The sequence below is a fragment of the Mycobacterium sp. NPDC003449 genome, assembly GCF_053588415.1.
On sequence record NZ_JBSFPX010000102.1, the window covers coordinates 1 to 24,696 of the forward strand.

At 69.1% G+C, this 24,696-nt stretch carries 21 protein-coding genes, 1 tRNA gene and 1 pseudogene; 9 read left to right on the forward strand and 14 right to left on the reverse strand.

From position 1 onward, the window contains the following. Together ACWDTP_RS23195 and ACWDTP_RS23200 are read right to left on the reverse strand one after the other, a co-directional pair. A pseudogene (locus ACWDTP_RS23195) lies at nt 1-160 on the reverse strand (transglutaminase); the annotation flags it as partial. A 90-nt stretch (nt 161-250) separates the two neighbouring features. Then, nucleotides 251-463 (reverse strand): hypothetical protein, encoded by a 213-nt coding sequence (locus ACWDTP_RS23200; protein WP_450024088.1) that lies wholly within the window; start codon nt 461-463, stop codon nt 251-253. 245 nt (nt 464-708) lie between these two features. On the opposite strand from ACWDTP_RS23200, the gene ACWDTP_RS23205 reads away from it, so the two are divergent. The 4 genes from ACWDTP_RS23205 (at nt 709) to ACWDTP_RS23220 (ending at nt 6,682) form a co-directional block, all read left to right on the forward strand. Beyond that, entirely contained in the window at nt 709-1,380 is a 672-nt protein-coding gene (locus tag ACWDTP_RS23205; RefSeq protein WP_450024128.1) for a hypothetical protein, read from the forward strand. A gap of 136 nt (nt 1,381-1,516) precedes the next feature. Further along, entirely contained in the window at nt 1,517-3,892 is a 2,376-nt protein-coding gene (locus ACWDTP_RS23210) for a flippase-like domain-containing protein (RefSeq protein ID WP_450024090.1), read from the forward strand. 141 nt (nt 3,893-4,033) lie between these two features. Beyond that, the gene (locus ACWDTP_RS23215; protein ID WP_450024092.1) at nt 4,034-4,672 is read left to right on the forward strand and encodes a TetR/AcrR family transcriptional regulator; all 639 of its coding nucleotides are present in this window, start codon (nt 4,034-4,036) and stop codon (nt 4,670-4,672) included. 81 nt (nt 4,673-4,753) lie between these two features. Beyond that, nucleotides 4,754-6,682, forward strand: coding sequence for an SNF2-related protein (locus ACWDTP_RS23220; RefSeq protein WP_450024094.1), 1,929 nt, complete (start codon nt 4,754-4,756; stop codon nt 6,680-6,682). A gap of 18 nt (nt 6,683-6,700) precedes the next feature. On the opposite strand, the gene ACWDTP_RS23225 is transcribed toward ACWDTP_RS23220, so the two are convergent. Next, the gene (locus ACWDTP_RS23225) at nt 6,701-7,933 is read right to left on the reverse strand and encodes a DUF7159 family protein (protein WP_450024096.1); all 1,233 of its coding nucleotides are present in this window, start codon (nt 7,931-7,933) and stop codon (nt 6,701-6,703) included. Nucleotides 7,934-8,035: 102 nt separating this feature from the next. Here ACWDTP_RS23225 and ACWDTP_RS23230 point away from each other — a divergent pair, with 102 nt between their 5' ends. Continuing rightward, on the forward strand, nt 8,036-8,476 hold the full coding sequence (locus ACWDTP_RS23230; RefSeq protein ID WP_450024098.1) for a hypothetical protein: 441 nt from the start codon (nt 8,036-8,038) through the stop codon (nt 8,474-8,476). Between the two features lie 102 nt (nt 8,477-8,578). On the opposite strand, the gene ACWDTP_RS23235 is transcribed toward ACWDTP_RS23230, so the two are convergent. After that, nucleotides 8,579-10,219 carry a DUF7937 domain-containing protein gene (locus ACWDTP_RS23235; RefSeq protein ID WP_450024100.1) on the reverse strand — a complete coding sequence of 547 codons (1,641 nt, stop codon included), beginning with the start codon at nt 10,217-10,219 and terminating at the stop codon, nt 8,579-8,581. A 240-nt stretch (nt 10,220-10,459) separates the two neighbouring features. Here ACWDTP_RS23235 and ACWDTP_RS23240 point away from each other — a divergent pair, with 240 nt between their 5' ends. Next, the gene (locus ACWDTP_RS23240; RefSeq protein ID WP_450024102.1) at nt 10,460-12,226 is read left to right on the forward strand and encodes a hypothetical protein; all 1,767 of its coding nucleotides are present in this window, start codon (nt 10,460-10,462) and stop codon (nt 12,224-12,226) included. A gap of 28 nt (nt 12,227-12,254) precedes the next feature. Here the strand turns inward: ACWDTP_RS23240 and ACWDTP_RS23245 are convergent, their stop codons facing one another. From ACWDTP_RS23245 to ACWDTP_RS23260, 4 genes are all read right to left on the reverse strand, one after another. Continuing rightward, nucleotides 12,255-13,154 (reverse strand): cutinase family protein, encoded by a 900-nt coding sequence (locus ACWDTP_RS23245; RefSeq protein WP_450024104.1) that lies wholly within the window; start codon nt 13,152-13,154, stop codon nt 12,255-12,257. Between the two features lie 253 nt (nt 13,155-13,407). Continuing rightward, nucleotides 13,408-13,713, reverse strand: coding sequence for a hypothetical protein (locus tag ACWDTP_RS23250; RefSeq protein WP_450024106.1), 306 nt, complete (start codon nt 13,711-13,713; stop codon nt 13,408-13,410). 237 nt (nt 13,714-13,950) lie between these two features. Further along, nucleotides 13,951-15,474, reverse strand: coding sequence for an amidohydrolase family protein (locus ACWDTP_RS23255; protein ID WP_450024108.1), 1,524 nt, complete (start codon nt 15,472-15,474; stop codon nt 13,951-13,953). Further along, the gene (locus ACWDTP_RS23260) at nt 15,471-16,913 is read right to left on the reverse strand and encodes a cytosine permease (RefSeq protein ID WP_450024110.1); all 1,443 of its coding nucleotides are present in this window, start codon (nt 16,911-16,913) and stop codon (nt 15,471-15,473) included. Before ACWDTP_RS23260 ends, ACWDTP_RS23255 begins: the two co-directional genes overlap by 4 nt. 140 nt (nt 16,914-17,053) lie before the next feature. Here ACWDTP_RS23260 and ACWDTP_RS23265 point away from each other — a divergent pair, with 140 nt between their 5' ends. Further along, a complete protein-coding gene (locus tag ACWDTP_RS23265) occupies nt 17,054-18,571 on the forward strand; it encodes a PucR family transcriptional regulator (protein ID WP_450024112.1) in 1,518 nt (505 codons plus the stop codon). Between the two features lie 108 nt (nt 18,572-18,679). On the opposite strand, the gene ACWDTP_RS23270 is transcribed toward ACWDTP_RS23265, so the two are convergent. Continuing rightward, a tRNA-Tyr gene (locus ACWDTP_RS23270) sits at nt 18,680-18,762 on the reverse strand. Between the two features lie 109 nt (nt 18,763-18,871). Here ACWDTP_RS23270 and ACWDTP_RS23275 point away from each other — a divergent pair. Next, entirely contained in the window at nt 18,872-19,363 is a 492-nt protein-coding gene (locus ACWDTP_RS23275; RefSeq protein ID WP_450024114.1) for a YajQ family cyclic di-GMP-binding protein, read from the forward strand. On the opposite strand, the gene ACWDTP_RS23280 is transcribed toward ACWDTP_RS23275, so the two are convergent. Beyond that, on the reverse strand, nt 19,350-19,667 hold the full coding sequence (locus ACWDTP_RS23280; RefSeq protein WP_450024116.1) for an ArsR/SmtB family transcription factor: 318 nt from the start codon (nt 19,665-19,667) through the stop codon (nt 19,350-19,352). The genes ACWDTP_RS23275 and ACWDTP_RS23280 overlap by 14 nt on opposite strands. Nucleotides 19,668-19,767: 100 nt before the next feature. Between ACWDTP_RS23280 and ACWDTP_RS23285 the strand changes: the two genes are divergently transcribed. Continuing rightward, nucleotides 19,768-20,973, forward strand: a complete 1,206-nt coding sequence (locus tag ACWDTP_RS23285) for an MFS transporter (RefSeq protein WP_450024118.1) — start codon at nt 19,768-19,770, stop codon at nt 20,971-20,973. 6 nt (nt 20,974-20,979) lie between these two features. On the opposite strand, the gene ACWDTP_RS23290 is transcribed toward ACWDTP_RS23285, so the two are convergent. The 4 genes from ACWDTP_RS23290 to ACWDTP_RS23305 form a co-directional block, all read right to left on the reverse strand. Then, on the reverse strand, nt 20,980-21,780 hold the full coding sequence (locus tag ACWDTP_RS23290; protein WP_450024120.1) for an RsiV family protein: 801 nt from the start codon (nt 21,778-21,780) through the stop codon (nt 20,980-20,982). Nucleotides 21,781-21,789: 9 nt separating this feature from the next. Next, nucleotides 21,790-22,476 carry a DUF3329 domain-containing protein gene (locus tag ACWDTP_RS23295; protein WP_450024122.1) on the reverse strand — a complete coding sequence of 229 codons (687 nt, stop codon included), beginning with the start codon at nt 22,474-22,476 and terminating at the stop codon, nt 21,790-21,792. A gap of 27 nt (nt 22,477-22,503) precedes the next feature. Further along, nucleotides 22,504-23,754: an MlaD family protein gene (locus ACWDTP_RS23300; RefSeq protein WP_450024124.1), complete on the reverse strand. Its 1,251-nt coding sequence runs from the start codon at nt 23,752-23,754 to the stop codon at nt 22,504-22,506. Continuing rightward, a partial coding sequence (locus ACWDTP_RS23305) for an MCE family protein (RefSeq protein ID WP_450024126.1) occupies nt 23,751-24,696 on the reverse strand: 946 nt, incomplete at its 5' end. The genes ACWDTP_RS23300 and ACWDTP_RS23305, both read right to left, overlap by 4 nt.

Genomic DNA, 24,696 nt, shown 5'->3' on the forward strand with positions numbered 1-24,696 from the left:
CCCCACTGATCTCAAGAGGTTGGACCGGCTCTCCGTTGAGAATGAAGGAAAGTGATTCCAGCACTTGAGTATTCGGATGTGGCGCGACGGCGATTTGGAACTCCAACGTCGTGGGCTCGACAACGTCGACTTCGAGGCGTGCTCCTACATGTCGCTTCACAGCACCAACTCTCTCATTAGCGGACCGTCTCGCGCTGGCCGCATGAAAAGCCCGGGCGCCGATTCGGCGCCCGGGCTTCCTCCCCCTGTTCTATTTGGCGTGGTTGTGCTGGTGGTGGTGATGCACCGAGGTTCCGGGCTGGGGGAAGTTGTGCTGATTGGGGAAGGCCTCGTGGTGGCTGACCGACGGGCCGTTGTTGGCGACCGCGGAATCGGCGTGCGCCGAGGCGGCACCCAGGAAGATGACCGCGGGGGCGGCGGCGAGGACGAAACCGGCGGCGATCCGGCGGGCGATGGTGGTCATGTCGACTCCTTTGTCGGGTAAGGCTTTTCGATTCGGTGCCGGGGTGTTCCGGCGTTGAGATAAGAATGCCGCGCAGCACCGCCGCCAACCATCGACCGATCGGCCCACCCACCGGCCCAAACCCTTGTCCCCCGATCGGGGGAACGCCGCGGCCGAACCCACCGGCGGCCGCAACGCACCGCGAGCAGAATGGACGTGTGCCCCGCGAACGTCGCAAGACCCCGAGCACCCGCCGATCCCGGCGGGTGGTGCGCAGCGCCGCCGTCGTCACCAACACCCTGTTCGCCGACGTCTCGGAGTGGCAGCGCCCGGTCGACGACAGCTACCCGCACCGGGTGCTGTCGATCCGGGTCAGCGACGGCACCTACCGGGACCGCAATTTCGCCGCCAACTACACCTGGATGCGCCGGGCCCTCGACAACGACAAGCTGGTGTTCGGCATTGTCTACACCTATTGCCGGCCCAACTGGCAGGCCAACGCCGACACGGTGCGCTCGATGATCGACGGCACCGGCGGCCTGCACCCGCGCATCGCGCTGATGCTCGACGTCGAGCAGGGCGGCAATCCGCGCGGCGACGGATCGGATTGGATCAACCGGCTGTACGGGAACCTCGCCGAGTACACCGGCGCCGGCGCCCGCATCATCGGCTACGGCAACGTCGGCGACCTGAACGGGATGTGGCGCACCAAGCCCGCCGGGATCAGGCTCATCGTCGCCGCCTACGGCAGCAACCCCGACTACCCGGGCAAGGTGGCCCACCAGTACACCGACGGCGGCGGTTACAGCCCAGGGTTGCCGCAGGGCGCGCCGCCGTTCGGCAACTGCGATATGAACTCCGCGGACGGCCTCGACCCGGTCCGGTTCGCCGCGGCCTGCGGCATCGCGGCCCCTGCGCCCGGCGACGAGGCGCTCTGAGGTCTGCCCCCGCAAAAATTGACGCGCAGAGTGACTGGTGAGACCGATGTGGTTTCGTGACAGCCCAGACCGCGGTCAATGACCGGTAACGCGCATCCGCCCCGTTACCTTGGGTCGCGAGCCGGAAAGGGGGAACATGCGCGTCGACGGACGGGACATCGCGGTCAGCGGCAAGCTGCTGCAACCGCTGACCCGGCGCACCAACGACATCCTGCGCCTGGCGGTCGCGACCGTCGTCCTGGCTACCGTCATCACCAGCTCGCTCATCACCCGCTACGAATGGGTCGCGCTGGAGAAGTCGATCTCCGAGATCGTCGGCGTGCTCACCCCCACCCAGTCCAACCTGGTGTACCTGGCCTACGGCGTGGCGATCCTGGCGTTGCCGTTCGTGATCCTGGTCAGTCTGATCCTGTCCCGGCAGTGGAAACTGCTCGGCGCCTACGCGGCCGCCGGCGTCCTGGCGATCCTGTCGCTGTCGATCACCGCCAACGGCATCGCCGCACCGCGCTGGCATTTCGACCTCGACGAGCGGCTCGACAGCCAGCTGTCGCAGTTCCTCGACGACCCCCGCTGGATCGGCATGCTGGCCGCGGTCCTCACGGTGTGCGGGCCGTGGCTGTCGCGGCGGCTGCGCCGCTGGTGGTGGACGCTGCTGCTGGCGTTCGTGCCGATCCATCTGGTGGTCAGCGCGGTGGTGCCGGCCCGCTCCCTGCTCGGCCTCGCGGTCGGCTGGTTCGTCGGCGCCCTGGTCGTGTGGGTGGTCGGCACGCCCGCCCTCGAGGTGCCGCTGGACGGCGCGGTGCGGTCCCTGGCCCGGCGCGGATTCCAGGTGTCGGCGTTCACCGTGGTCCGGCCGGCCGGGACCGGTCCGCTGCTGCTCGACGCCGCATCGCACGATCCCGACGCCACCGCCGTCGTCGAGTTGTACGGGCCCAATCAGCGCAGCGGCGGCGCGGTGCGCCAGCTGTGGCGCAAATTCCGGTTACGCGCCAACGAGACCGCGCCGCTGCAGACCTCGATGCGCCGCGCCGTCGAGCACCGCGCCCTGATGGCCATCGCCATCGGCGACCTCGGCCTGGCCAGCACGTCGACGATGTCGGTGGCCGCCCTCGACCGCGGCTGGACGCTGTACGCGCACAATCCCAAACGCGGCACCCCGCTGGAACGCAGCACCGACGACACCACCGTGGGGCGGGTCTGGAATGCGTTGCGGACCCTGCACGATCACCAGATCTCACACGGTGACCTGCGGGCCAAGGAGATCACCGTCGAGGACGGCGCGGTGCTGTTCGGCGGATTCGGCAGCGCCGAGTACGGCGCCACCGACGCCCAGCTGCAGTCCGATATCGCCCAGCTGCTGGTCACCACGACCGCGCTCTACGACCCGAAGTCCGCGGTGGCCGCCGCGATCCAGACCTTCGGCCGCGACACCGTGCTGACCGCATCCCGCCGGGTCACCAAATCGGCTGTGCCCGGCCGGGTCCGGGACTGCCTGCCCGACGCCAAGGAGGTGATGTCACGGGCCCGCGACGAGGTCATGCACCAGACCGGCGCCGATCAGATCCAGGCCGAGACCATCACCCGGTTCACCCGCACCCAGGTGATCCAGCTGGTACTGCTGGTCGCCCTGGTGTACGTGGCCTATCCGTTCATCAGCACCGTGCCGACGTTCTTCTCCGAGCTGCGCAACGCGAACTGGTGGTGGGCCCTGCTCGGGCTGACGGTGTCGGGCCTGACCTATGTCGGTGCCGCTGCCGCGCTCTGGGCGTGCGCCGACGGCCTGGTCAGCTTCCGCAATCTGTCGATCATGCAGATTGCCAACACCTTTGCCGCCACCACCACGCCGGCCGGGGTCGGCGGGCTCGCGCTGAGCACCCGGTTCCTGCAGAAGGGCGGGCTGAACACCATGCGGGCCACCGCGGCCGTGGCGCTGCAGCAGTCGGTGCAGGTGATCGTGCACGTCATCCTGCTGGTCTTCTTCACCACAATGGCGGGAGCGTCGGCGGACCTGTCGCATTTCGTGCCGAGCGCCACGATCCTCTACCTCATCGCGGGTGTGGCGCTCGGCCTGGTCGGCTTGTTCCTGGCGGTGCCGAATCTGCGCCGCTGGCTGGCCACCGCGGTCCGGCCCAAGCTCAAAGAGGTCACCGACGACCTGATCAAACTCGCCCGCGAACCCCAGCGGCTGGCGTTGATCGTGCTGGGCGCCGCGGGCACGACTCTCGGTGCCGCGCTGGCGTTGTGGGCCAGCGTCGAGGCATTCGGCGGCGACACCTCATTCGTCACCGTCACGGTCGTCACGATGATCGGCGGCACCCTGGCCTCGGCCGCCCCCACCCCCGGCGGGGTCGGCGCCGTCGAGGCCGCCCTGATCGGTGGCCTGGCCGCCTTCGGGGTGCCCGCCGCGATCGGCGTGCCCGCGGTGCTGCTGTACCGGGTGCTGACCTGCTGGCTGCCGGTGTTCATCGGCTGGCCGGTGATGCGCTGGCTCACCAAGAACGAGATGATCTGAACCTTCTGGCTTGCCTGCCCGCCGCGTTCGTGACGCTGTGGCGATTTCCAGCGCGATTCTCCGCCACAGCGTTACAAACGCGAACAGGAACGATGTAGTTCTAGTTTTCTATCGGGAACCGCTCTGTGTCAAGATCTGGTGATGGCGACACCGGTGCGGACCTACAAGGGCGCGACCCCGCTGCAGCGGACCCGGCAGCGCCGCACCCAGCTCATCGACGCCGCGGTGGACGTGTTCGGCACGGTCGGCTACCGCACCGCCACCGTCGACCACATCTGCGCCAGGGCCGGGCTGTCCAAGCGCTACTTCTACGAATCCTTCCCCGACCGCGAGACGCTGCTGCTGGCCTGCTTCCAGCGCTGCTCCGACGATATCCACGACGCCATGGTGTCCTCGGTGGCCGACGCCCCCGACACCCTCCACGACCAGCTGCGCGCGGCCCTGACCGGCTACTTCGGCGCGATCGACGCCGACCCGCGGCGGGCCAGGATCACCCTGCTGGAGATCCTCGGGGTGAGCCTGGCCATCGATGCGGCCTACGCCACCCAGACCACCCGGTTCGCCCACACGGTCGAGGCGCTCGCCGCCGGATCGTTCGGCGCGAGCACGCTGCCCAAACCGCAGCTGCACATCATCGCCGAAGGCATCATCGGCGCGGTCACGACGGTCGCCACCCAGTGGCTGCTGGAGCACCGCAAACGGCCCAAGGCCCAGCTCGTCGACGCCACCCATGTGTTGGTGCTCGCGGTGCTCGATCGGCTCCGGCAAACCCCGGATTGACACGTGACGGTTCCCGACCAGCGGGTTGGGGTGTGGATTCGGCGCCACCGCGACCACCACGAGGTGAGATGATCGACAGTCATGGATCGCGCCGACCTCCTGCGCCGAGCCGACGGCCTGCTCGCCGACCTCGGCAAACTCCGTGCTGAGGTCGCCGGGGACATCCGCGCCAACACCGATGCCCTGGTCGACCGGGCCCTGCAGGCCGCGCCGCTGAACAGCCTGCGCCCCTACCTGGCCCGCGGCACCCGGATCAGCGCCCTGATGAACTCGCAGTACCACACCGTTGCCGAAGTCCGCTCGGTGCCCGCGCGCATCCTCACCCAGGTGCCCGGAGTCGACATCGAGACCGCACAGGCCGTGCAGGCCGCGGCTCAGGCCAAGGCCGACCAGATCCGCTCGAGCACCCGGCCGCGGCCGGACCGCGAGTCCGAGCGCGACACCGCGCTGGTGGCCAATCTGGTGGTGCTGACCCGCACCGACACCCCGGCCAAACAGCTGCGCCGGCTGCTGCCCCGGCTGCGGGCCCGCACCGACGACGCCGCCGACGGCCCCGACCCGGTGATGAACAAGGTGGCCGAACTCATCGACCGGGTCGAGGACGCCCGCAGGCCCGAACCCGACGCCTGGATCGCCTACCGTCGCGACGCCGCCGCCGTCGACCAACTGCTCGGTGAATTCGCCTCCGGGACAACCGATGTGGACGCGGCCCAGGGGTTCGTCGGAGCCGGCGTCGCGGCCGGCGCCGAACAGGCCGGGCTGGACCGGTCCCTGCTGCGCACCGAGTTGCGCGGCTACCAGCTCTTCGGCGCGAGCTACATCCTGTCGCGGCAACGGGTTCTGCTCTGCGATGAATTGGGGCTCGGCAAGACCATTCAAGCCCTGGCCGTGGCCGCGCACCTGGCCGCGGTCGACAAGATGCGTCACATCCTGGTGGTCTGCCCGCCCGACACCAGCATCCACTGGGTCAACGAAACCACCAGGCATACCGCGCTCACGCCGGTCGAGATCCGCGGCAGCCGGCGCGAGGCGCGACTCGCCGAGTGGAAAGACAAGGGCGGCTTGGCCATCGTCACCTTCACCATGCTGCAGCGGATCACCCTGCCCGAACGCCCCGGCCTGGTGATCGTGGACGAGGCACACCTGCTGCGCGACCCCAAATCCGACCGGGCCCGTGCCGTGCGCAATGTGCTCTCCACCGACAACCGCATCGTGTTCCTGTCCGGGATCCCGATGCACAACCGGATCGAGGGTTTCCGTCACCTGGTCGACTTCCTGCAGCCCGAGATCGCCGGGAAGGTCGCGCCGAATGCGGGCAGACAGGGTTCGGTCGCTTTCCGCCGTTCGGTGGACCGGGTGTACCTGCGCCGCGATCACCGCGATGTGATCGACGAACTGCCGCTGCGCATCTCGACCGAGGAGTGGGTGCGGTTGCGCAGCGCCGACCGTGAACGCTACCGACGGGCGGTCGGCAGCGGGAACTTCACCGCGATCCGGCAGGGGGCGTGGCCGTCGGGCTCCCCCGCCCCGGCCGCCAAATTGGACCGGCTGATCGAGCTCACCAGCGAGGCGCACATCAACGGAGCCCGCGTTGTGGTGCTCTCACATTTCGGCGCGGTCCTCGACGTCATCCGGAAAGCGCTGCCTGGCAATGTTTTCGGCCCGGTCGACGAATCGGTGCCGGACCGTCAGGCCGTCGTCGACGCGTTCGCCACCACCCGCGGCCCGGCCACGCTGCTGGCCCAGATCGGCGCGGGCCCGCTCGACCTGCGCCGGCTGAACGCGCCCGCGGTGATCGTCGTCGCCGAGCCGCAGTGGCAGCCGAGGGCCGAGCGCCAGATGATCGGACGTACCCAGCGCACCAGCGAGTTGCACACCGTGCGGGTGCACCGGCTGTTGGCCAGGGGCACGATCGACGAGCCGATCCGCCGGCTCGCAGCACACACCGACGGCGCGCCGCCGCATCAGGACGAGATGGTGCGCGCCGAACAGGACCGGCTCGCCCGCTGAGGCTCCGCAGCGGCCCGGTCAGCCAAAGGGCTTGGGCTCGTGGAACCGGTTGATGATCGGGATCCGTTCGATGATCCGGTCCCGCAGCCGGGGCTGCGGGTAGGTCGCCGGCGGCGGGACCACGGGCGGCGGCACGTAAGCCGGCGGGGGTGGCACATAGGCCGGCTCGGGGGCCGGCGCGGCGGGCACGTCGGGCTCCGGTGGGACGTAGGCGGGCGGCTCGGGGGCGGTGGCCACCTCGGCCACCGGGGCGGGAGCCTCAGGCGCCTCGGGGGCCGGAGCCTCGGGGATCTCGCGGGCCGGAGCCTCCGGCACGGCCTCGGGAGTGGGCACGTCGCCGGCCGGTGGCGCGGCGGGCGGGCGCGGCTTGGGCGACACCGCCTTCTTCACCGACGGCGGGTCGGCCTCGGGGGCCGATTCGGTGACCTTGGCGACCTCACGGGGCTGGGAGAACACCCCGGGGTGCAGCTGCACACCCACCGCCGCCGACGTCGCGACGACGAGCGTCACCACCGCGGCGGCCAGCACCGAGGTCAGCGCGCCGACCTTGGTCAGGCGCGGCGCCTTATCCGGGGTGGCCTGCCCGTCGTGGGTGTTGACCGCCAGCGCCGCGGCCATCGCCGCCCCACGGGCGAAGGCCAGATCAGCCTCGGCCGCGGTGATGACCGGTGCGTACGAGGCATCGGCGAGCGCCGACACGATCGGCTCCGACGCGTCGGAGCCGAGGACGAAAACCGCCTCGGCCCGGCCGGCGGTGGGCGCCAGATTCGCCATGATGTCGGTGGTCAGCGCGTGCCCGGTGGTGTCGAGCGGTGACCGTTCGATCCGCTCGGTGCTCAGCGCGTCGGGGGTCACGGTGGCCAGCACCGCCGCATCGGGTTCGATGATGCACACCGCGGCGTGCTCGAGCTCGGCGATCTCGGCGATGCCGGTAGCCAGGATGCCGCCGGCCTCGACCTCCGAGACGCATACGACGTTGCCGTAACCGCGCAGTTCAAGGGCTTGCAGGACGTGGCTGGCGAGGGGCGCGGCATCGCTGGTCCAGGTCACCCCGATGGCGTGCAGCCGGTTCTGCCCGCTCGCCTCGGTGTCGTCGGCCAGGCCGCGCAGCAGCCCGTCAGGGTCGTAGGTGGCGACGTCGTCGACGGCGATCGCGCCGCGGTCGACCGGGTTGCCCTCACCGGTCGTCCCCTCGACGAGGACCCAGCGGACCGCTCTCGACGTCATCCCGAGGCCGAGGACGAGGTTCATCCCACTCCCCTCGATTTGCCTGACATTAGTAATCGAGGCTACCGCTGTGACGCCGCTTACTCGCGTGAAGGCTTTAGTCGGCGCCCCATAGGCTGGACATCCATGAGGTACACGATCGCCGGGCTGGCCGTGGCAGCGTTACTCACCGGGTGCGCGGTCACTGGCAAACCGGTGGCGGCTCCGGTGACCGATGAGTGGCGTGGCGCCGTGGTCAACGCGGTGTCGCGACTCGGCACCACGCTGGGCCCGGTCGCCGACGCGTTGATCGCCACCGACTACCCCGCGATGCACAAGGCGTGTGAGGACCTGCGGACCTACCTCAACAGTATGGAGCGCACGGTGTTGCCCGGGCCGGACGTCAACGTCAACACCGCGCTGGAGGACGGCATCGACGGCTACCGCAGCATGGCCGACCAGTGCGTCAAGCTGTCCCCGACCAGCGGTTTGGCGGAGATGACGCGGATGGACCGTGACATGCGCGGGGCCGACAAGCGCATCAAGGATGGGCTCGCCCTACTCGGGATCACGATTCCCCCGCGCTGACGGAACGGGGGCGGCCGGCCCATCGCTCACGTGCGTAACGCTGTGGCGATGTTTGAGCCGATTTTCCGCCACAGCGTTACGAACGCGGACCGAACCGGCGACTTACCGTTCGCGGCGCTGGATCCGCAGCGTGGACGTCGGCGCCTCGAGCTGTGTGGTGGACGGGACCTCGAGCACGGTCGTCGAATCGTCCTTGAGCCGAACGATTCCCGGCACCGGTGTGGGCGATGGCGCCGCCTGCGGCCGACGGGCGATGGTCGGCGGGGCCGATGGTTCCGCGGCAGGCGCCGGCGCCGCGGCCGTCGCAGCTGCAGCGGGCTTGGCGGCGCGAGACCCGCGGCGGACCAGCACACCGGCCAGTGGACCGGTGAACAGCATCGCGGCCAGCACGACCAGGCTCAGCACGCACACCGCGACGTCGAAGGTGCTGGTGATCTGCTGGGCCAGGTTGTTGCCGTAGATCGCATCGGGCGTCGGGGCGGCATAGCGAGGAGCCAGGGCCACCCCGATCGCCAGATCGGCGACGGTGAAGACGAACACCACCCCGCTGAACGCCGCGGTGACGATCGTGGACACCACGCCCTTGCCGAGCTGGCGGTGCAGCCACAGCGTGATGAACCCGGTGATGAGGTTGAACGCCGTCATCGCCACGCTGTCGTAGAGCGCACGCGGCAGGTTGAGCGACTGCGCGATCAGGAAGTCGACGATGCGAAGCCCGGCCGCCGCAAACGCCCAGAAGGCGATCAGCGTCAGGCACTTCTGCGCGGCGCCGCGGTAGGCGCCGATGGTGGGCGGTTTGATCAGGAAGACGGCGTAGAGCGTCGTCGGCGCGACGATCGCGGCGGCGGCCGCCCAGGCCAGGTAGCCCTCGTAGCCCACGGCCGCGGTCGACGTGTTCTCGGCGATGCCGTGGAAGGCGTCGATGTCCCGGCCGATCGCCATGATCCACACCAGCGTGGCCGCGAGCGCACCCGACGCGCCGAGGCCGGTGGTCGCCAACCGGGCCGCGGCGGTCTTCTCGGTGAGCCAGCGCGACGCGATCACCAACGCGATCATCGCCACCGCCCCGTACAGCAGGGTGCTGACGATCACCGCGATGTCGTGGTCGCCGAAACGCATCTCGGTGACGAACAGGTACCGCAGCCGCCAGTAGAAGTTGAACGCCACCGACAGCGTCGCCAGTGCGATCGACCCGAAGCCGATCACCCGCACCACGGTGTACCAGCGACGGAACTTGTTGTCCTCGACGGTGATCGAGGTGATCGGTGGCTGGGCCGCGAGCAGCGCGCCCGCGACGCCGAGCAGCATGCCCGGGCCGACGCCGGGCGGCACGGCCCCGGTCCCGCCGGTGCGGACGGTCTGCACCGCGTGGTAGGCGACGCTGCCGAGGACCACCACCAGGTAGGCGATGCACAACAGCAGCCGGACCCGGCTGGTGCGCCGGACGTCGGGATCGGTACCGGCCAGCCGGAACGGGCCCAGGTGGGGCGCCAGCGCGGCGAGGATGGCGAGCAGCGTGACGACGGCCAGCCCACCGAACAGCGATCCGTCGCTGCCCGGGACACCCACACCGAATTCGAGGTTCCACGGCAACAGCAGCGCCGCCACGAGCAGCACGACCGCGAGCCCGTCGCGCATCCGGTTGGTCCGGACGGGTACGTAGCCGACACGCGGGGACCGCGCCACGGTGGCCACGGTCGCCGCCTGCGCGGTGGCGGGTGCGTCGTAACGCTGGTCGCTCACGTACCGATTCCTTTCTATGAATGACGTCGTAAGACGATTCAACCAGCGTGCTCACTTTCGGCCGCCCGCACAAGCGCCGTCGGGCCCGGCGCGGCCTCGACCGAAACGGGACCGCCGAGGCTGTGCGGTAGCTTTGAGTGGTCGAAAACGCAGCGCTCGGCGCGCCGAAACGGCGGTCGCAGCACGGTGGGGGAAGCCGTCGGAGCGCGCAACACAATGCGTAAGGCAAGGAGTGGAACCGTGGACGTAGTCCTCGGGGTGGCGGTCACCGGGAGGGTCGCGCGCCTGGCGATGATCGGCGCACCCGCGAGCGGCGGCGAGGTGCTCGACCAGTACGCGCTCGATCTGCCCGACGATGCGATGACCGAGCTGGCCGACACTATTGTCGGCACCTACCGTGCGGTCGCGGAATCGGGCAATCGGATCGCCGCGACCCGGCTGTGCCTGCCCGACACGCCCGAGGCCGACACGCTGCGCCGGACCGTGACCGATGCCGGGGTGACCAACGTCGAGGTGGTGGCCGAAGCCGAGGCCGCCGCCGCCCTGGCTCGCAGCGCGGGCGCCGATGCGGCGCTGCTGCTGGCCGACGATGACACGGTATCGCTGACGGCGGTCGGCGAGGACGAGCAGGCGACCGCGATCCTGGGGTCCGCACCGATCGGATCCGCGGGTGCGGCCGCGGCGTGCGCCTCGGTGTTGCGGCAGGTGTCTGCCGGCGAGGCCCCGACCCGGGTGATGCTGGTGGGGCAACGGCTCGACCTTGATTCGGTTGCGGCAGAACTTCGTTCGATGACACCGGTCGTGGTACCGCCGGACGCCGGCTACGCGATCGCGCGGGGTGCGGCGCAGACGGTCGACGGGTCGGGTTTCGCCCCGGCCGGTGCGGCGACGCAGATGGCTCCCGCGCTCGACGCCACCCAGATGGCGCCCGCATCCGACGCCACGCAGCTGGCACCGGCATCCGAATCCACCCAGCTGGCACCGGCCGCCGAGGCAACCCAGATGGCACCGGCGCGCGGTGATGCCGCGGCGGTGGGCCCGGACCTGGCGTACTCGCAGGACCCCGGGGATGAGCCGTGGTCGGACTACGACGAGATGCCGATGGATCCGCTCGGCGAGTTCGTCCCCGAGCAGGAGGAGCAGGCCGATCACACGACGGTGATCGGACCGCCCCCGCCGCGCATGGTGCTGATGGGCAGTGCCATGACGTTCCTGGTGATCAGCTTCGCGACGCTGGCCGTGACGATCGCGGTCAATGTGCGGCCCGCCGCGGATGTGAGCGCGCAGCCGGTGACGGCCACCCAGGCCGACACCGTGCCGGGCCGCTACCTTCCGCCGGTGCCGCACGAGCCGGATCCGGTGGCACTGCCGGTCTCGGTGCTGACCCCGGCACCCGCCGCGCCCCCGGTCCGCCAGGACATCGGCAACCAGCCGGTCAACCGGCCACCCGCAGCACCGCCGGTTGAGCCGGCCCCGCCACCGGTGGCTCCGCCCGCTCCTGCGCCTGCGCCTGCACCGCCGGTCGTGATTCCGCCGGTTCCGGTGCCGCCGATCATCGTGGTGCCGACGTTGCCCACCTGGACACCGCCGACGTTCACCACGACGACACCGACCACCACGCCCAGCACCACGACACCGACCACCACAACACCAACTACGACGACACCGACCACGACGACCACTCCGCCGACCACCACCACGGTGCCGACCACGACCGTCCCGACGACGACCGTCCCGACCACGACCGCGACGACGGCCCCGACGCGCACCTCGACGGTGCCCACATCGGAACCGACCTACACCGCCCCCGTCGAGGAGCCCACGTACACAGCGCCCGTGGAAGAGCCGACGTACACGGCGCCGGTCGAGGAGCCGACATACACGATCCCGGAGCAGTCGTCGGGCGGCGGCTCATCGTCGGGCGACGATTCGTCCGGTGGCGGCGGCTGGGGTGACGATTCCAGCGGTGGCGGCTCACCGGTGACCACATTGCCCGAAAGCCCGTAGCGAGCCCGCGAGCTGACGGCCCGGCCGGTCAGGCCAGGGGGCCGACCGGCTGCGGCGTCTGCGGGCCGGGGGGCGGGCCGGTCGGGACCGGGACGGGCGCAGGAGCCGGCGTGGCGACCGGGGCCGGGCCCATGTGCTGCGCCGTGGCCGGGCCGGTGACCGGCGCGGACAGCGGCGAGGGCGCCTGCGGTGCGGGTGTCTGTGGTGCCGGCGAACCCGGCGTCTCGGGCGCGGCCGCCTCGGCGGCCCAGCCGGCCTGCAGTTTCTGCGCCGCGAACGTCGCCCCTTTCGTCACCAGACCGGCGTCGGAGTACTGATTGTGGGCGGCGAAGCTGCGGCCCTTCGGGTCACACACCAGATCGTTGTCGACACACAGGTCGATGGCCTTGGACGTGTAGCTCGGTCCGACGACCACCGGCGGGTCGTTGAGCACCTTCATGAACCGTTGCGACGGTTTCCCGAACAGCGCGACGGCCGCCACATGGTCGGCCAGCTCGGGCGGCATCGGTGCGGGCACGTCGGCCGGCGAGACACCGTCGGGAATCGCACCCGCGGTGACGAAGCCCATCACCGCGGCCCCCTGGGAGAACCCGCCGAGCACCATCTTGGTGTCGGGACAATTGGCGGCGGTCGCGACGATGCGGGCGCGGGCGTCGGCGATGCCCTGGACCGCGGTGGGGAAATCGGTGGTAGCCGGGTAGTCGACGGGATACACGTTCACCGATTTACCTGCGAGCTGGGTCCGCAGCGAATCGACGAACGCCTCACCCGTGGGGCCGACACCGGGGAGTTCGGTGGTGCCGCGGGCGAAGATCACCTCGGCATCCGGACAGGGCGCGGCCGCGGCCGACGGCATCGCGACGCCAGACATCACGGAGGTCGCCGCTGCCACCGCACCGATCAGACCGCCGGTTTTCGATTTCCGCACAGCTCATGCTGACACAGCGCTTCTCGGCCCGCGCGCCGAGAAGCGGAGGCATAGAGTTTCCACAAGATCATGAGACATTCCTCAAAATCGCCATGTCCCTGACCGATCCGCCGACTCTTCGGTTCGCCACAATAACCGGACCAGAATGAAACAACACTCCGGCCGTCCGGCGCGCACCGATCGAACTTTGCCATAACAAAGGCCCCTGAGCTATCAGAGGCCTTTGTAGGTCGAGCTGCTGATGCGGCCGCGGTCAGCCCGCGTCCTCGGCACTGGCGTCCTCGGCACCGGTGGCCTCGCCACCGTTACGGCCGTCACCGAAGACGACCTTGATGCGGTCCGCGATCCCCTTGGCCGACAGCGGGGGGCTGTCCTTGAATTCCTGTTCCTTGCCGGTCAACCCACCCACCGACAGCGTCGGCACGTCACAGCCGCACAGCCCGTCAGCCGACAGTGGATTGGGCGCTTCCTCGTCGCCGTCTTCTGCGGCTGCCATGGGGGCCAGCGGCAGGCTGAGCGCCGCTGCAGCGATGAATCCGAATGCAACTTTCTTGAACATGGTTCCTTCCGAAATGGTTGGCTTTGTCGACGCCCCGGTCGTGACCCAGAGCGCGGTGTTCTGTTGCAGCTACGCACCCTACAGCGCATTACCACATCGGTGCAGGCCCCGAAGTTCAGGATGCGAGCCCGGGCCGGTCGGCGCGGTGCGCGTACGCGGGCGCGTGCTCCGGGCGCAAACCGACACCTACGACGTAGGCGGGGATCGCCGACAGGGCCGGCATTCACCGCAGGGTTCTCAGTTGACCCAGTATTCGCCGCGGCCACTGAACCGCTCGGCCGCCGCCGGTTGCCCCATACCCTTGGCATACTGCCGGTCGAAGGCGGGCAACAGGGCCCGGTTGAGCCGCTCCAGCTCGCCCTGCCACTGCCGCAGTTCAGGCCCGCGAGCCTGAAGCTCATCGAGCACCGCACGCTCGTCGATCGTGGTGATCTTCCCGTCGGCCAGCACGATCTGCCCGTCGACCATCACGGTGTCGATCGAGGACCCATTCTCGGAGTACACCAGGTGCAGCTCGGGGTTGTTGCGTGGGGTGAAAGCCAACGAATTCATGTTGTAGACAACCAGATCCGCCCGTTTGCCGATCTCGATGCTGCCGACCTTGTTTCCCAATCGGGCGGATCGGGCACCGCCGAGGGTGCCCGCGGTGAGCACCTCGGCGGCAGTGGGCCAACTTCGGTAGTCCGGCCCGGTCACCTTGTGCAGCAGAGCGGCCGCCTTGACCGCCTCCGACATCCGCGCGTTGTCGCTGCTGGACATGCCGTCGGTGCCGATGCCGAGATTGACCCTGGCATCGAGGTATTTGCGCCACGGGGCGATCCCGGAGCCCAGTTTGAGATTGGAGATCGGGTTGTGCGACACCGAGGCTCCGGTATCTGCCAGGACCTCGATATCGGAGTCGGTGAGCCAGATCCCGTGCGCCATGGTTACGTGCTCGCCGAGCACCCCGAGCGCGTGCAGGTACTCGACCATGGTCTTGCCGTAGAACTCGGTGGCGGTGATGGCCTGGGTCCGGGTTTCCAGCACGTGGACGTGAAACTCCAGGTCGTGCCTGCGGGCCAGCGCATCCACTCCGATAAGCAGTTCCGGCGTGCAGCGCTGCGGCGCCGAGGGCCCCACCATGAACCGCAGCCGGCCACCGGCGTAGTCGGCATAGCGGTCCGCCGATTCCGCGGCGTAGGAGAGGTATTCGTCGGTGTCGACGACGGCCAGCGCGTCGAGTGCACTGGCGTGCTCGGGGTCGAGCGTGTCGGCCAGGAACGGGAAGGTGTCGACGAATGGTTTGTCCACCACGTGCCCGGAGATGTTTGCCCGAATCCCGATGTCGCGGTATGACTCGAACACCGCGGCGAGTTGATCGGCGGTCTGCCCCGGGATCTCCAACACATCGTCGACCAACGTGGTGACGCCGTTGCGCAGCGATTCGATGGCCACCAACTGCGAGCGCAGCCGGATCAGGTCCGGGGACAGCGGCGCCAGACCCAGCACCGGATAGGACAGCAGCATCCAGTGTTCCAGCGGCAGGTTGTCCAGCCTGGCCCGGAACAGTGCCTCCCAGGAGTGGGTATGGGCGTTGACGTACCCGGGCACCACCAGCCGGTCCCGGCCGGACAGCACCAGGTCCTCCGGTTGCCGGTCGAGAGTCGGTGCGACGTCCACGATCTCACCGTCACGCACTCGGATCGAGCGGGTGACCGGGGTGGCCCCGGACACCCCGTCCATGGTGAGCACGGCGGCCCCTTCGATCAGATAGCAGGTCATGCGCGCACCTTTCCTCGCACGGCTTCGAGCACCAGGTAGCTGATACCCGCGGCGAGGCCACCGGCCAGCCAGGACAGGTCGATGCCGCCGAGGGCGGTGGCCGCCGGTCCCTGCAACAGCGGCAGCACGCCGTACATGAACGTCCAGGTGAACGCGATGCCGATGACCAGGGACAGCAGTGCCGTCGGGCGCACCATCGGAAGCGTCGAGGTGCTGGGCGGGGCGAAAAGCGCTGCGGTGTCGACATTCTGGCGGGCCACCACGAACCAGTGCACCAGCATCACTGCGGCCCACGGTGCCACCCAGCCGACGATGCCGACCAGCCAACTGTCGATGGTGGCCGCGAAATCACCGTTGAGGACGAAGAACACCACCGCCACCATGGCGACCACGCCGATCACCACGTTCAGGATCCGGCGGTCGACCCGGATGTCGAGCGCCTGGGTCGAGACGGTGCAGGTGTAGATGTTGAGGATGTTGGTGGCCAGCGGGCCATGCACGACCAGCAGCAGCACCGGGATCGCAAGTGCACCATAGGCGTCCACGATTATCTCGCCCGGGTCCATCGAGGAGCTCAGGGTGGCCAGGGTGGCCCCCAGTGCACCCAGCCACACCACCGGGACGAACTGGCCCATGGCGCTGGCCAGGAACAGCTTGCGGGCCGGGACGTTGGTGGACACGAACCGCGAGTAGTCCGCGGCGTACCCGAACCAGGTGATCCCCCAACCGATTCCGATTGCGGTCATCACACCGGTGATCGCGGCGAGGTGCTCGGTGGGGCTCAGCGCCACGTCGCCGGCGTATCCCCAGTCCACGTCGAGACCGAGCCAGGCCATCGCGGTCATCGCGATCAGGATCACCACGGTCGGGGGCACGGTCCAGCGTTCGAAGGCCGAGATGACCCGGTACCCGAACAAGGCGATCACCACCTGGGCGACCATGATGAGGCCGGCGACCACGATGCGGGCACCGCGGTTGGCCAGCTCGGGGTCGACGATCCCGATGCGGCCCAGCAGCGCCATCACCAGATCCAGCACGATCCAGGTGTTGATGGCGCACCAGCCCATACAGACCAGGGCCTGCACGGTCGCCGGCACATAGGCGCCGCGACGACCGAACACCGCGCGCGACAGCACCATGCCTGTGACCCCGGTGCGTTGCCCGATCACCACGAACAACCCGAACAGTGACATGCCGATCGCATTGCCCACCGCCAGCACGGCGATCGTCTCGATCAGACCGAGGCCCATGCTGACGCCGAGAGCGCCCAGTATCCAGTTGATCGGGGCGATATTGGCGCCCGCCCAGATCCAGAACTGCCCACCCAGGTCGGTGGTCCTGCGGCTTTCGGGGATGACGGCGAGCTCGGACTCGACGTCGCCATACCCGGCGGGCGAGGACGCCGGCCCGGTATCGGTCGCGGTGTCGGCAGTGGCCATGGCGATTTCCCCTGGTTCCGGTGGGCGGCGGGCACGCGACGCCGCGTGGTGTTCATTCTCGGGTCGCAGATCGCAGGCGTATATGTACATACTGTCTATGATTTTGAGCTAATAGCCTACATTTGGGACATTGATGTGCGATGACCCTGCCACAGACCGCGTTGACGCTGCGAGATGTCCTCGATGACCCCGCCCTGGCCGCGGCCCGGCCCCAGGTGCTGGCCGGCTGGAACCATCTCGACGCCGCCATCCGCTGGGTACACACCAGCGAGGTGCTCGACATCGCCGAACTGCTCAGCGGTGGCGAACTGTTGTTGGTCGCCGGGGCGATCCTGGGCGACTCGAGCCCCGCGCAGCTGCGGGCCTACATCGATTCGCTGGCCGACGCCGGGGTCGCGGGACTGGCCGTCGAGCGTTCCCGGGCCGGGGCGGTGGCGGCGGTGCTGGCCGAGCAGGCCCAGGTCCGCGATTTCCCGCTGATCGAGCTCGTCGAAGTGGTGCGGTTCGTCGAGATCACCCAGGCCATCAACAGCCGGCTGGTCAACGAGTCGGTGCGGGCGCTGCACTTCAACGATGAGGTCACCCATCTGCTGGCCGGGGTGCTCGCCGCCCAGGGCGATCTGGACGAGATGCTGGTGGGGTTGAGCCGGCTCGGCGGCTGCTCGATCATCGTCCGCTCGGTCTCCGGGGCCGTGCTGGCCTCGTCGGAAGTGCCAGGGGCGCGCCCCCGCAGCTATGCCCACGTAGCCCCGATCGACTCGGCAGGCGTCACCATCGCCACCCTGGAAGTGCTGCCAGGGGCTGGCGTCGATCTGCAGATGATCATCGCGATTTGCCGGCGGGCACCCGAACCACTGGCGTTGGCGCTACTGCGCTGGCGGCCGCTGACCCGCTCGGATCAACATGTCCGCGAGGTGTTCCGGCTGCTGGCCCTGACCGAGGACCCCACCAAACCGCGTACCGTGCGTACCGATTCCGCGGCGGCCCTGCGTCGCTCGGCCGATCAGCTCGGGTTGGCCCCTGACGGTTGGTATGTGGGCGTGGCGGGTGTCAGTGCCGACGGGCCGCTGCAGGTCGCCGAGCTGTCGGCGGTGCTGCATCGTGATGACCGGCCGGTGCTGTCGGAGATCCGCGCCGGGCGGCACCGGTCCATCGTGCGCTTCGACGGCCGGCTGAAACCCGGTGAGGTGGTCGACATCCTGGTCGACCAGCTCAATTCCTCAGCGCTGCCGCGGGAGTTGCGGATCGGGGTGTCCGAACCGCGCCGCGACCTGGCTGAGCTGGCCACCGTCATGTCGGCCGCGGCCACCGCGGCCGACCTGGCCACCGAATCCAACTACGTCGTGCGAGCCAGTGAGGTGGCGGCCAATCATCTGATCTCCGAGGTGGATTCCGAGGCGGTGGACCGGTTCCTGGATTCGGTGTTGGGTCCACTGCTGAGCACTGAACGCTCCACGGAGTTGATCACCACGCTCTCGGCACTGTTTCGCACCGGATCGCGGGTGGCCGCCGCCGAGGCGCTCAACATCCACCGCCAGACCCTGTATCAGCGGTTGGCCCGAATCGAGGCGCTGCTGGGTCGTCCGGTGGTCGGGGACTCGGGTGCCACCGGCGCTCTGCACGTTGCGGTGGAGCTGGCGGCCGCGCGGCCGCGATGAAGTGCCGGTGGCCGCATGCCATGGCCCGGCGCCGCGGGCGCGGGAACGGCGGTGATCATCGACCCCACAAACCACTCAGGCCCCCTCGAAAGGGGGCCTGATGGCGGGTGGCAGATCCAGGATTCGAACCTGGGTAGGCGTAAGCCGACGGATTTACAGTCCGCTCCCATTGGCCGCTCGGGCAATCTGCCTTGGTGTCGCGCCGCCCCGTTTCCGGTTTGGTGCGACTAGCAGGGTACAACGAGGATGTACCCAAGTTACAAACCGGCTGCACCGCGGTGCGGAGAGGAGAGGCATCCGATGGCGGATTCCAGCTTCGATGTCGTCAGCAAGGTCGACCGTCAGGAGGTCGACAATGCGCTCAACCAGGCCGCCAAGGAGCTGTCCACCCGGTTCGACTTCCGCGGCACCGACACCACGATCACCTGGAAGGGCGAGGAGGCGATCGAGCTCACCTCCAGCACCGAGGAACGCGTCAAGGCCGCCGTCGACGTCTTCAAGGAGAAACTGGTGCGCCGCGACATCTCGATGAAGGCGTTCGACGCCGGCGACCCCCAGCCCAGCGGCAAGACCTACAAGGTGACCGGCGACATCAAGCAGGGCATCAGCAGCGAGCAGGCCAAGAAGATCACCAAGCTCATCCGCGACGACGGCCCCAAGGGCGTCAAGGCGCAGATCCAGGGCGAGGAGATCCGGGTCAGCTCCAAGAAGCGCGACGATCTGCAGGCCGTTCAGGCGCTGCTGCGCGGCGCCGACCTCGAGGTGGCGCTGCAGTTCGTCAACTACCGCTGACCGCTTCCCGGTTCGCCCGCGCCACCACCGAATCCAGCAGGCCGGGAATGGCGGCGTCGACGAGCTCTGACCGCAGGGACTGATAGGTCAGGCCGTCGACGACGCTGCGCTCGGTCAGCCCGGCCTCGCGCAGGAAGCGGAAATGGTGGGTGGCCGTCGACTTGTTGATGCCGTCGTAGAGCGCCGCACACTGCACGGCGCGCCCGGCATTGTGCAGGCGCCGCACCATCTCGAGGCGAACCGGGTCCTGCAGGGCGGCCAGCACCTGGTGCATCGCCCCGACCGCGACATCGACGTCGGTCATGTGCCCTCCATCACGGCGTAAATCAGTTTGATGTTCATCGAACCCCGCGTAGGCTCGGCCGGGTTCGATGAACATCAAACCTACTCCACGAGGAGTGCCGATGGCGCCGATCGCGACGAATGCCGACACGCAGCGCTGGGCCTACCCGCTGCTGCTCGTTCTCAGCGGCGTCGCCCTCGGTGTCTCGGGCCTGCCCGCCCCGCTGTACGGCATCTACGAGACGGCGTGGCACCTGAGCCCGCTGTCCACCACGATCGTGTTCGCCGTCTACGCCGTCGCCGCGCTTGCCGCCGTGCTGGTGTCCGGTCGTCTCTCCGACGTCGTCGGCCGCAAACCCGTGCTGTTGGGCGCGCTGGCCGCGATGATCGTCGGGCTCGGAGTCTTCCTGCTCGCCGATGACATGGCCCTGCTGCTGGTGGCCCGGGTGATCCACGGAGCAGCCGTCGGCTCCATCGTGGTGGTCTGCGCGGCCGCCCTGCTCGACCTGCGGCCCCACCACGGCGTCCGGTCCGGTCAACTCAGCGGGGTCAGCTTCAACGTCGGAATGACCGTCGCGATCGTGGGCTCGGCGGTGCTCGCCCAGTACGCCCCGCACCCGCTGCGCACCCCCTACGCCGTCGTCGCGGTGGTCTGCGTCATCGTCGGCGTCGGTGTGGTGGCGTTGCGCGAAACCCACACCGCGCGGTCGCCGGGGCCGGTCCGGATATCGAGACCCGCCGTCGCCCATGAGATCCGGGCCGACTTCTGGTTCGCCGCACTGAGCGTGATGGCCTCCTGGTCGGTGCTCGGGGTGTTGCTCTCGCTCTACCCGTCACTGGCGGCCCACCAGACCCACATCGACAACCTGCTGTTCGGCGGCGGGGTCGTCGGTATCACGGCGTTCTCGGCCGCGATGGCGCAACTGGCGGCCACCCGGGTGCCCGCCCACCGCGCGGCGATCCTCGGTGATATCGGCATGGCGGTGACGCTGCTGCTCACGGTGCAGGTGCTGGTCACCCACTCCTGGCCGCTGGTGTTCGGCTCCGCCGCACTGCTCGGCGCCACCTTCGGGCTGGGGTTCGGCGGTGCGCTGCGCCACCTTTCACACGTGGTGCCCTCGGATCAGCGCGGCGAGACCATGTCCGCGTTCTACGTGCTGGCCTACACCGCGATGGCGGTTCCCACGCTGCTCGCCGGCTGGGCGGCCACCCGCTGGGACCTGGCTGCGGTCTTCCCGTGGTTCGCCGGGGCGGTCGCCGTGGCCTGCCTGGTCGCGGCCGTCATCGGCGCCCTGTCGATGCGGCGCACCACGCCACTGATCAGCTGAGTGGGCTCAGGCTCCGCCGTACTCGGGCCGCAGGATCGGCGCGAGCGCGCCCAGCGGAATGTGGGCCTGCACGGTGCCGCCGTCCATCGACCACTGCATGGCCGCGGGTGTGTAGTCGACCGGGGTGTCGTGCCCGACCGGGTAATCGGGCATATACAGCACAAGCGCGTCGGGGGTGAGCGCCCACGCCTTGTAGCCGCCCGAGAACACCTTGTCCGGCGTCCAGCGGTCCGGCACGAACGGATAGCTGCCGGGTTGGTGTCCCGGCGGTGCCTGATCGAGTGCGGTTTGGATGAACGGTTGGGCCAGCGGGGGAATCGCGGTGAGCGGGTCGACGCCGGGCCTGGTCAGATCCGACAACTGCAGCTGCCTGCCGGCGCTTGTGTCGAAGGTGAAGGTGCGGTAGGCGTTGTTGAAGTCCGGCCCGTCGGCGTGGTAGGTCTCGTGGAATACCGCCGACATCGTGGCGCCCCGGCGGAACACCTGATAGTTGCTCTCGCCGAAGCTGTCGGCGGCCATGCCCTGGCCCGCTTGTTTCCAGTTGCCGAAGAGTGTGGTCAGGTAGTCACGGACGACGGGTCCGGCGACGGGATCGTCGACCAGCTCGGCCGGAACGGCCATCTTGATGTCGCGGACCGCATTACGTTGCGACGGCACCGACGCATGGCAGTACTGCCCGTGCCACTGCCCGTCCCACTGCCCGGCCAGCTGATCGCAGAAGGATGCGGCCGAGGCCGCCGCCGTGGGGGCGGTCAGCACGGCCGCGACGAACAGGACGGTCGCGCCGATCAGGGTGCTCAACTTCATCGCCGACTCCTAGGGAAGCTCGACTTTGGCCGCCCGCCACTGACCGTCGACCTTCTCCATCGTCATCTTGATCCGGCTGCGGTCGATACGGGGATCGGGAACGCTTGTGTTCGAGACCGATTGGTCGACGAACAGCAGCACCACGACCCGGTCCTCGGCCGCGGACTGGACCGCGGATTCGACGACGGCACCGTGTGCCGAGGCCTTGTTGTCGATCAGCAGCTGGCGCAGTTGCACGCTCGACTGTGAGTACATGTCCTTGAACTCACCGGTCGCCCCGGCCAGAACCTGGTTGAAGTTCTCGTCGACCTTGTCCGAATCGATGCTCGTGAGCACCTGCGCGTAAGTGACCGCCGCATCCCGGGCCTGCTGACCGGCCTGCGCCACCCGGTCGTTCTGCCACAGTTTCCAGCCGAGGAATCCCGCCCCCGCGGCCAGGGCCACGAAAGCCGCGACCACGACGCCGATCACGGCCCGGCGCCGCCACCCGTTCTTGACCGGCGCGGTCCCGTCTCCGGGGCCGTCGTCATCTGTGTCGTCGTCGGCTATGTCCTCGGTGTCGTCCTCGTCCTCGACGACGGTCTCCTCAACGGCGGTCTCCTCCGCGGCCGCGTCGGCCGTCACCGCGTCGAACACATCGTCGGTCGCCTTCTTCTTCCGGATGGATCGCTTCCCGGTCGTCACTGTCACAGCCATCTCCTTCGCGTTGCAGCGCCTACCGAGTCACCGGGGTGGCTCGATGGGCAGGGTCGGCCCCCCGTAGGGGGTGGGAATCGTGTAGCGGCCCTTGGGCGTGGGGTCGGTCGTGCGGCCCAGGTCCGCGCCGGGCGGCGGCCCGGCGGTGTCGTCGCCGGCCGGGCGGGGCGCATTCTTCGCACCGCGCACCAGGACACCCGGATGGTCGTCGCGGCAGTAGGTGTACATGAACGGCTCTGGATAGTCCGCCGAGGACGGCGGCCGCCGAGGGGTCCCGTAATCGCAGGTGTAGCGCGGATAGATGTCGGCGGTCGCCCACAGCCCGTTGTCGTGCATGACGCTGCCCAGCGCGTCCAGAACCGAGGTGCGGTAATCGGGGAACAGCGCATGCAGAGCGGGCACCCGCAGATACAGCAGTTGCGATGTGCCGGCCAGACTTCCGAGCAACTGGACCATGGTGTCGGAGTTGTCGGTGAACAGGTTGTCCACCGAGTTGAGCGCACCCGGCGTCTGATCGGTGAGCCGGCGATAGCCGTCCCGCATCCGGTTCACACCGTCCAGGGTCGCGGCGAGATTGTCCGAGGCCACCGAGATGCCGGCGTTCTTGTCCGCGGCCAGGGTGAGAACCACCCGGCTGGTCCGCAGCACGCTCGTCGTCTCCGGCAGCACCGAGTCCAGCGTCGACAGCAGGAAGGTGCCGCCGTCGATGATGTCGGCCAGCTTCCGCGGTCCTTTGTCGCTGAGGCTCAGCTCGCGTCGAATGGTCTCCAGCTTGGCCGGATCCACCTGTGCCAGGGCACCATCGGCGTGCGCGAGCAGATCGGCGAGGCTGACCGGCACCGTGGCCCGGCCCTGCCGGATAACACTGCCGTCACGCAGAAACGGCCCCTGGTCCGAGCTCGCGGTGAAATCGATGTACTGCTCACCGGCCGCGGACAGTCCTGAGACCCGCACATCGCTCGACTCGGGGATGGCTACTGAGGACCGCACCCCCACCACGGCCTTGACACCGGTCCGGGTGATATCGAGGGTCTGCACCTTGCCGATCCGCACCCCACGCAGCGTGACATCCTGATTGGGCAGCAGTCCAGCCGATTCCGGGAGTTCGATGGTGATGCGGTATTCCGATTCGAACGGGTTGACCCGCAGTGCCCCGATCAGCAGATAGCCGATGCCCAGTACCAGGGTCATCACCAGGGCCCCCGCCGACAACCACGACTTGCGCCGGTGGCCGGCCCGCACGACGCGGACGACGGAATCTGCCAGTGCCGAAATCATCGCGGCGGCTCCGCCGGGGGTGCGGGCGGCGTCCCCGGCACCGGCGCGGGGACCACCTGCCCCGGCTCGGTCGGGCTCGGTACGACCGGGAGTTGCGGCACACCGGGCCCCTTGCCCACCACCCGTTCCTGCAGCCGCAACAGCGTGTACTGCAGCGATCCGACCAGTTGGTGCCAGTTGTAGCGCTTGGGCCCGTGCAGCCCCGGGTCACCGCCGAAACCGATATCCGGGATCGACCCCAGGATCAACCGGTCGATGCTCGCCCGCACCGAAATCGCGCTGCCCGAGGTGGCTTTCACTATCGGCGGCATCAGCCGGTTCAGCGCGTACAGCGTGGCGTCGGGTGCCAGCGCGACATCGTTCCAGGCACCTGCCACCCGGTCGGCATCGGCGATCACGCTGCGCCCGCTGGTGTCGGTGCCCGCGATCGAGGGGAACTTGCGCAACTGTTCGGTGGTGGCGCCGACCTGCTGGACCAGGTCGGCGATCTGACCGGTGTGCTCGGCCAACGTCTCGGTCGCCGGGCCCGCCGCGTCCATGAGCTCGCTGACCGCGGCGTTCTTGGTGTCGAGTTGACGGGCCAGGCGCGAGGTCTCGGTCAACGCCGTGGAAATCTGATCCGACCGCGCCGTCAGGGTGCCGAGCGTGTGGTTGGTCTTGGCGATCAGGTTGCCGAACGCCTGGCCCTGATCTCCGGTGGCCTTGCCGAGACCGTTGATGATGTTGGTGAAGTTGCGCACCGCACCGCCGTTGACCAGGATCGCCGCCGAGCTCAACACCGACTCCACGGTGGCCGCCGCGGCGGTCGACTCGAGCGGGATGGTGTCGCCCTGTTTCAGCAGGGGTGTGCCGGGGTCGGCGGGTGCCGGCGGTTTGAGCGCGACGAACACATCGCCCAACGGTGTGGCGGAACGCAGTTCGGCGGTGCTGCCCAGCGGGAGC

Bases quoted from the DNA above. Each gene is read 5' to 3' on its own strand.
- ACWDTP_RS23200 (WP_450024088.1), bottom strand. From the start codon at position 463: ATGACCACCATCGCCCGCCGGATCGCCGCCGGTTTCGTCCTCGCCGCC.
- ACWDTP_RS23210 (WP_450024090.1), top strand. From the start codon at position 1,517: ATGCGCGTCGACGGACGGGACATCGCGGTCAGCGGCAAGCTGCTGCAA.
- ACWDTP_RS23215 (WP_450024092.1), top strand. From the start codon at position 4,034: ATGGCGACACCGGTGCGGACCTACAAGGGCGCGACCCCGCTGCAGCGG.
- ACWDTP_RS23220 (WP_450024094.1), top strand. From the start codon at position 4,754: ATGGATCGCGCCGACCTCCTGCGCCGAGCCGACGGCCTGCTCGCCGAC.
- ACWDTP_RS23225 (WP_450024096.1), bottom strand. From the start codon at position 7,933: ATGAACCTCGTCCTCGGCCTCGGGATGACGTCGAGAGCGGTCCGCTGG.
- ACWDTP_RS23230 (WP_450024098.1), top strand. From the start codon at position 8,036: ATGAGGTACACGATCGCCGGGCTGGCCGTGGCAGCGTTACTCACCGGG.
- ACWDTP_RS23250 (WP_450024106.1), bottom strand. From the start codon at position 13,713: ATGTTCAAGAAAGTTGCATTCGGATTCATCGCTGCAGCGGCGCTCAGC.
- ACWDTP_RS23255 (WP_450024108.1), bottom strand. From the start codon at position 15,474: ATGACCTGCTATCTGATCGAAGGGGCCGCCGTGCTCACCATGGACGGG.
- ACWDTP_RS23260 (WP_450024110.1), bottom strand. From the start codon at position 16,913: ATGGCCACTGCCGACACCGCGACCGATACCGGGCCGGCGTCCTCGCCC.
- ACWDTP_RS23265 (WP_450024112.1), top strand. From the start codon at position 17,054: ATGACCCTGCCACAGACCGCGTTGACGCTGCGAGATGTCCTCGATGAC.
- ACWDTP_RS23275 (WP_450024114.1), top strand. From the start codon at position 18,872: ATGGCGGATTCCAGCTTCGATGTCGTCAGCAAGGTCGACCGTCAGGAG.
- ACWDTP_RS23280 (WP_450024116.1), bottom strand. From the start codon at position 19,667: ATGACCGACGTCGATGTCGCGGTCGGGGCGATGCACCAGGTGCTGGCC.
- ACWDTP_RS23285 (WP_450024118.1), top strand. From the start codon at position 19,768: ATGGCGCCGATCGCGACGAATGCCGACACGCAGCGCTGGGCCTACCCG.
- ACWDTP_RS23290 (WP_450024120.1), bottom strand. From the start codon at position 21,780: ATGAAGTTGAGCACCCTGATCGGCGCGACCGTCCTGTTCGTCGCGGCC.
- ACWDTP_RS23295 (WP_450024122.1), bottom strand. From the start codon at position 22,476: ATGGCTGTGACAGTGACGACCGGGAAGCGATCCATCCGGAAGAAGAAG.
- ACWDTP_RS23300 (WP_450024124.1), bottom strand. From the start codon at position 23,754: ATGATTTCGGCACTGGCAGATTCCGTCGTCCGCGTCGTGCGGGCCGGC.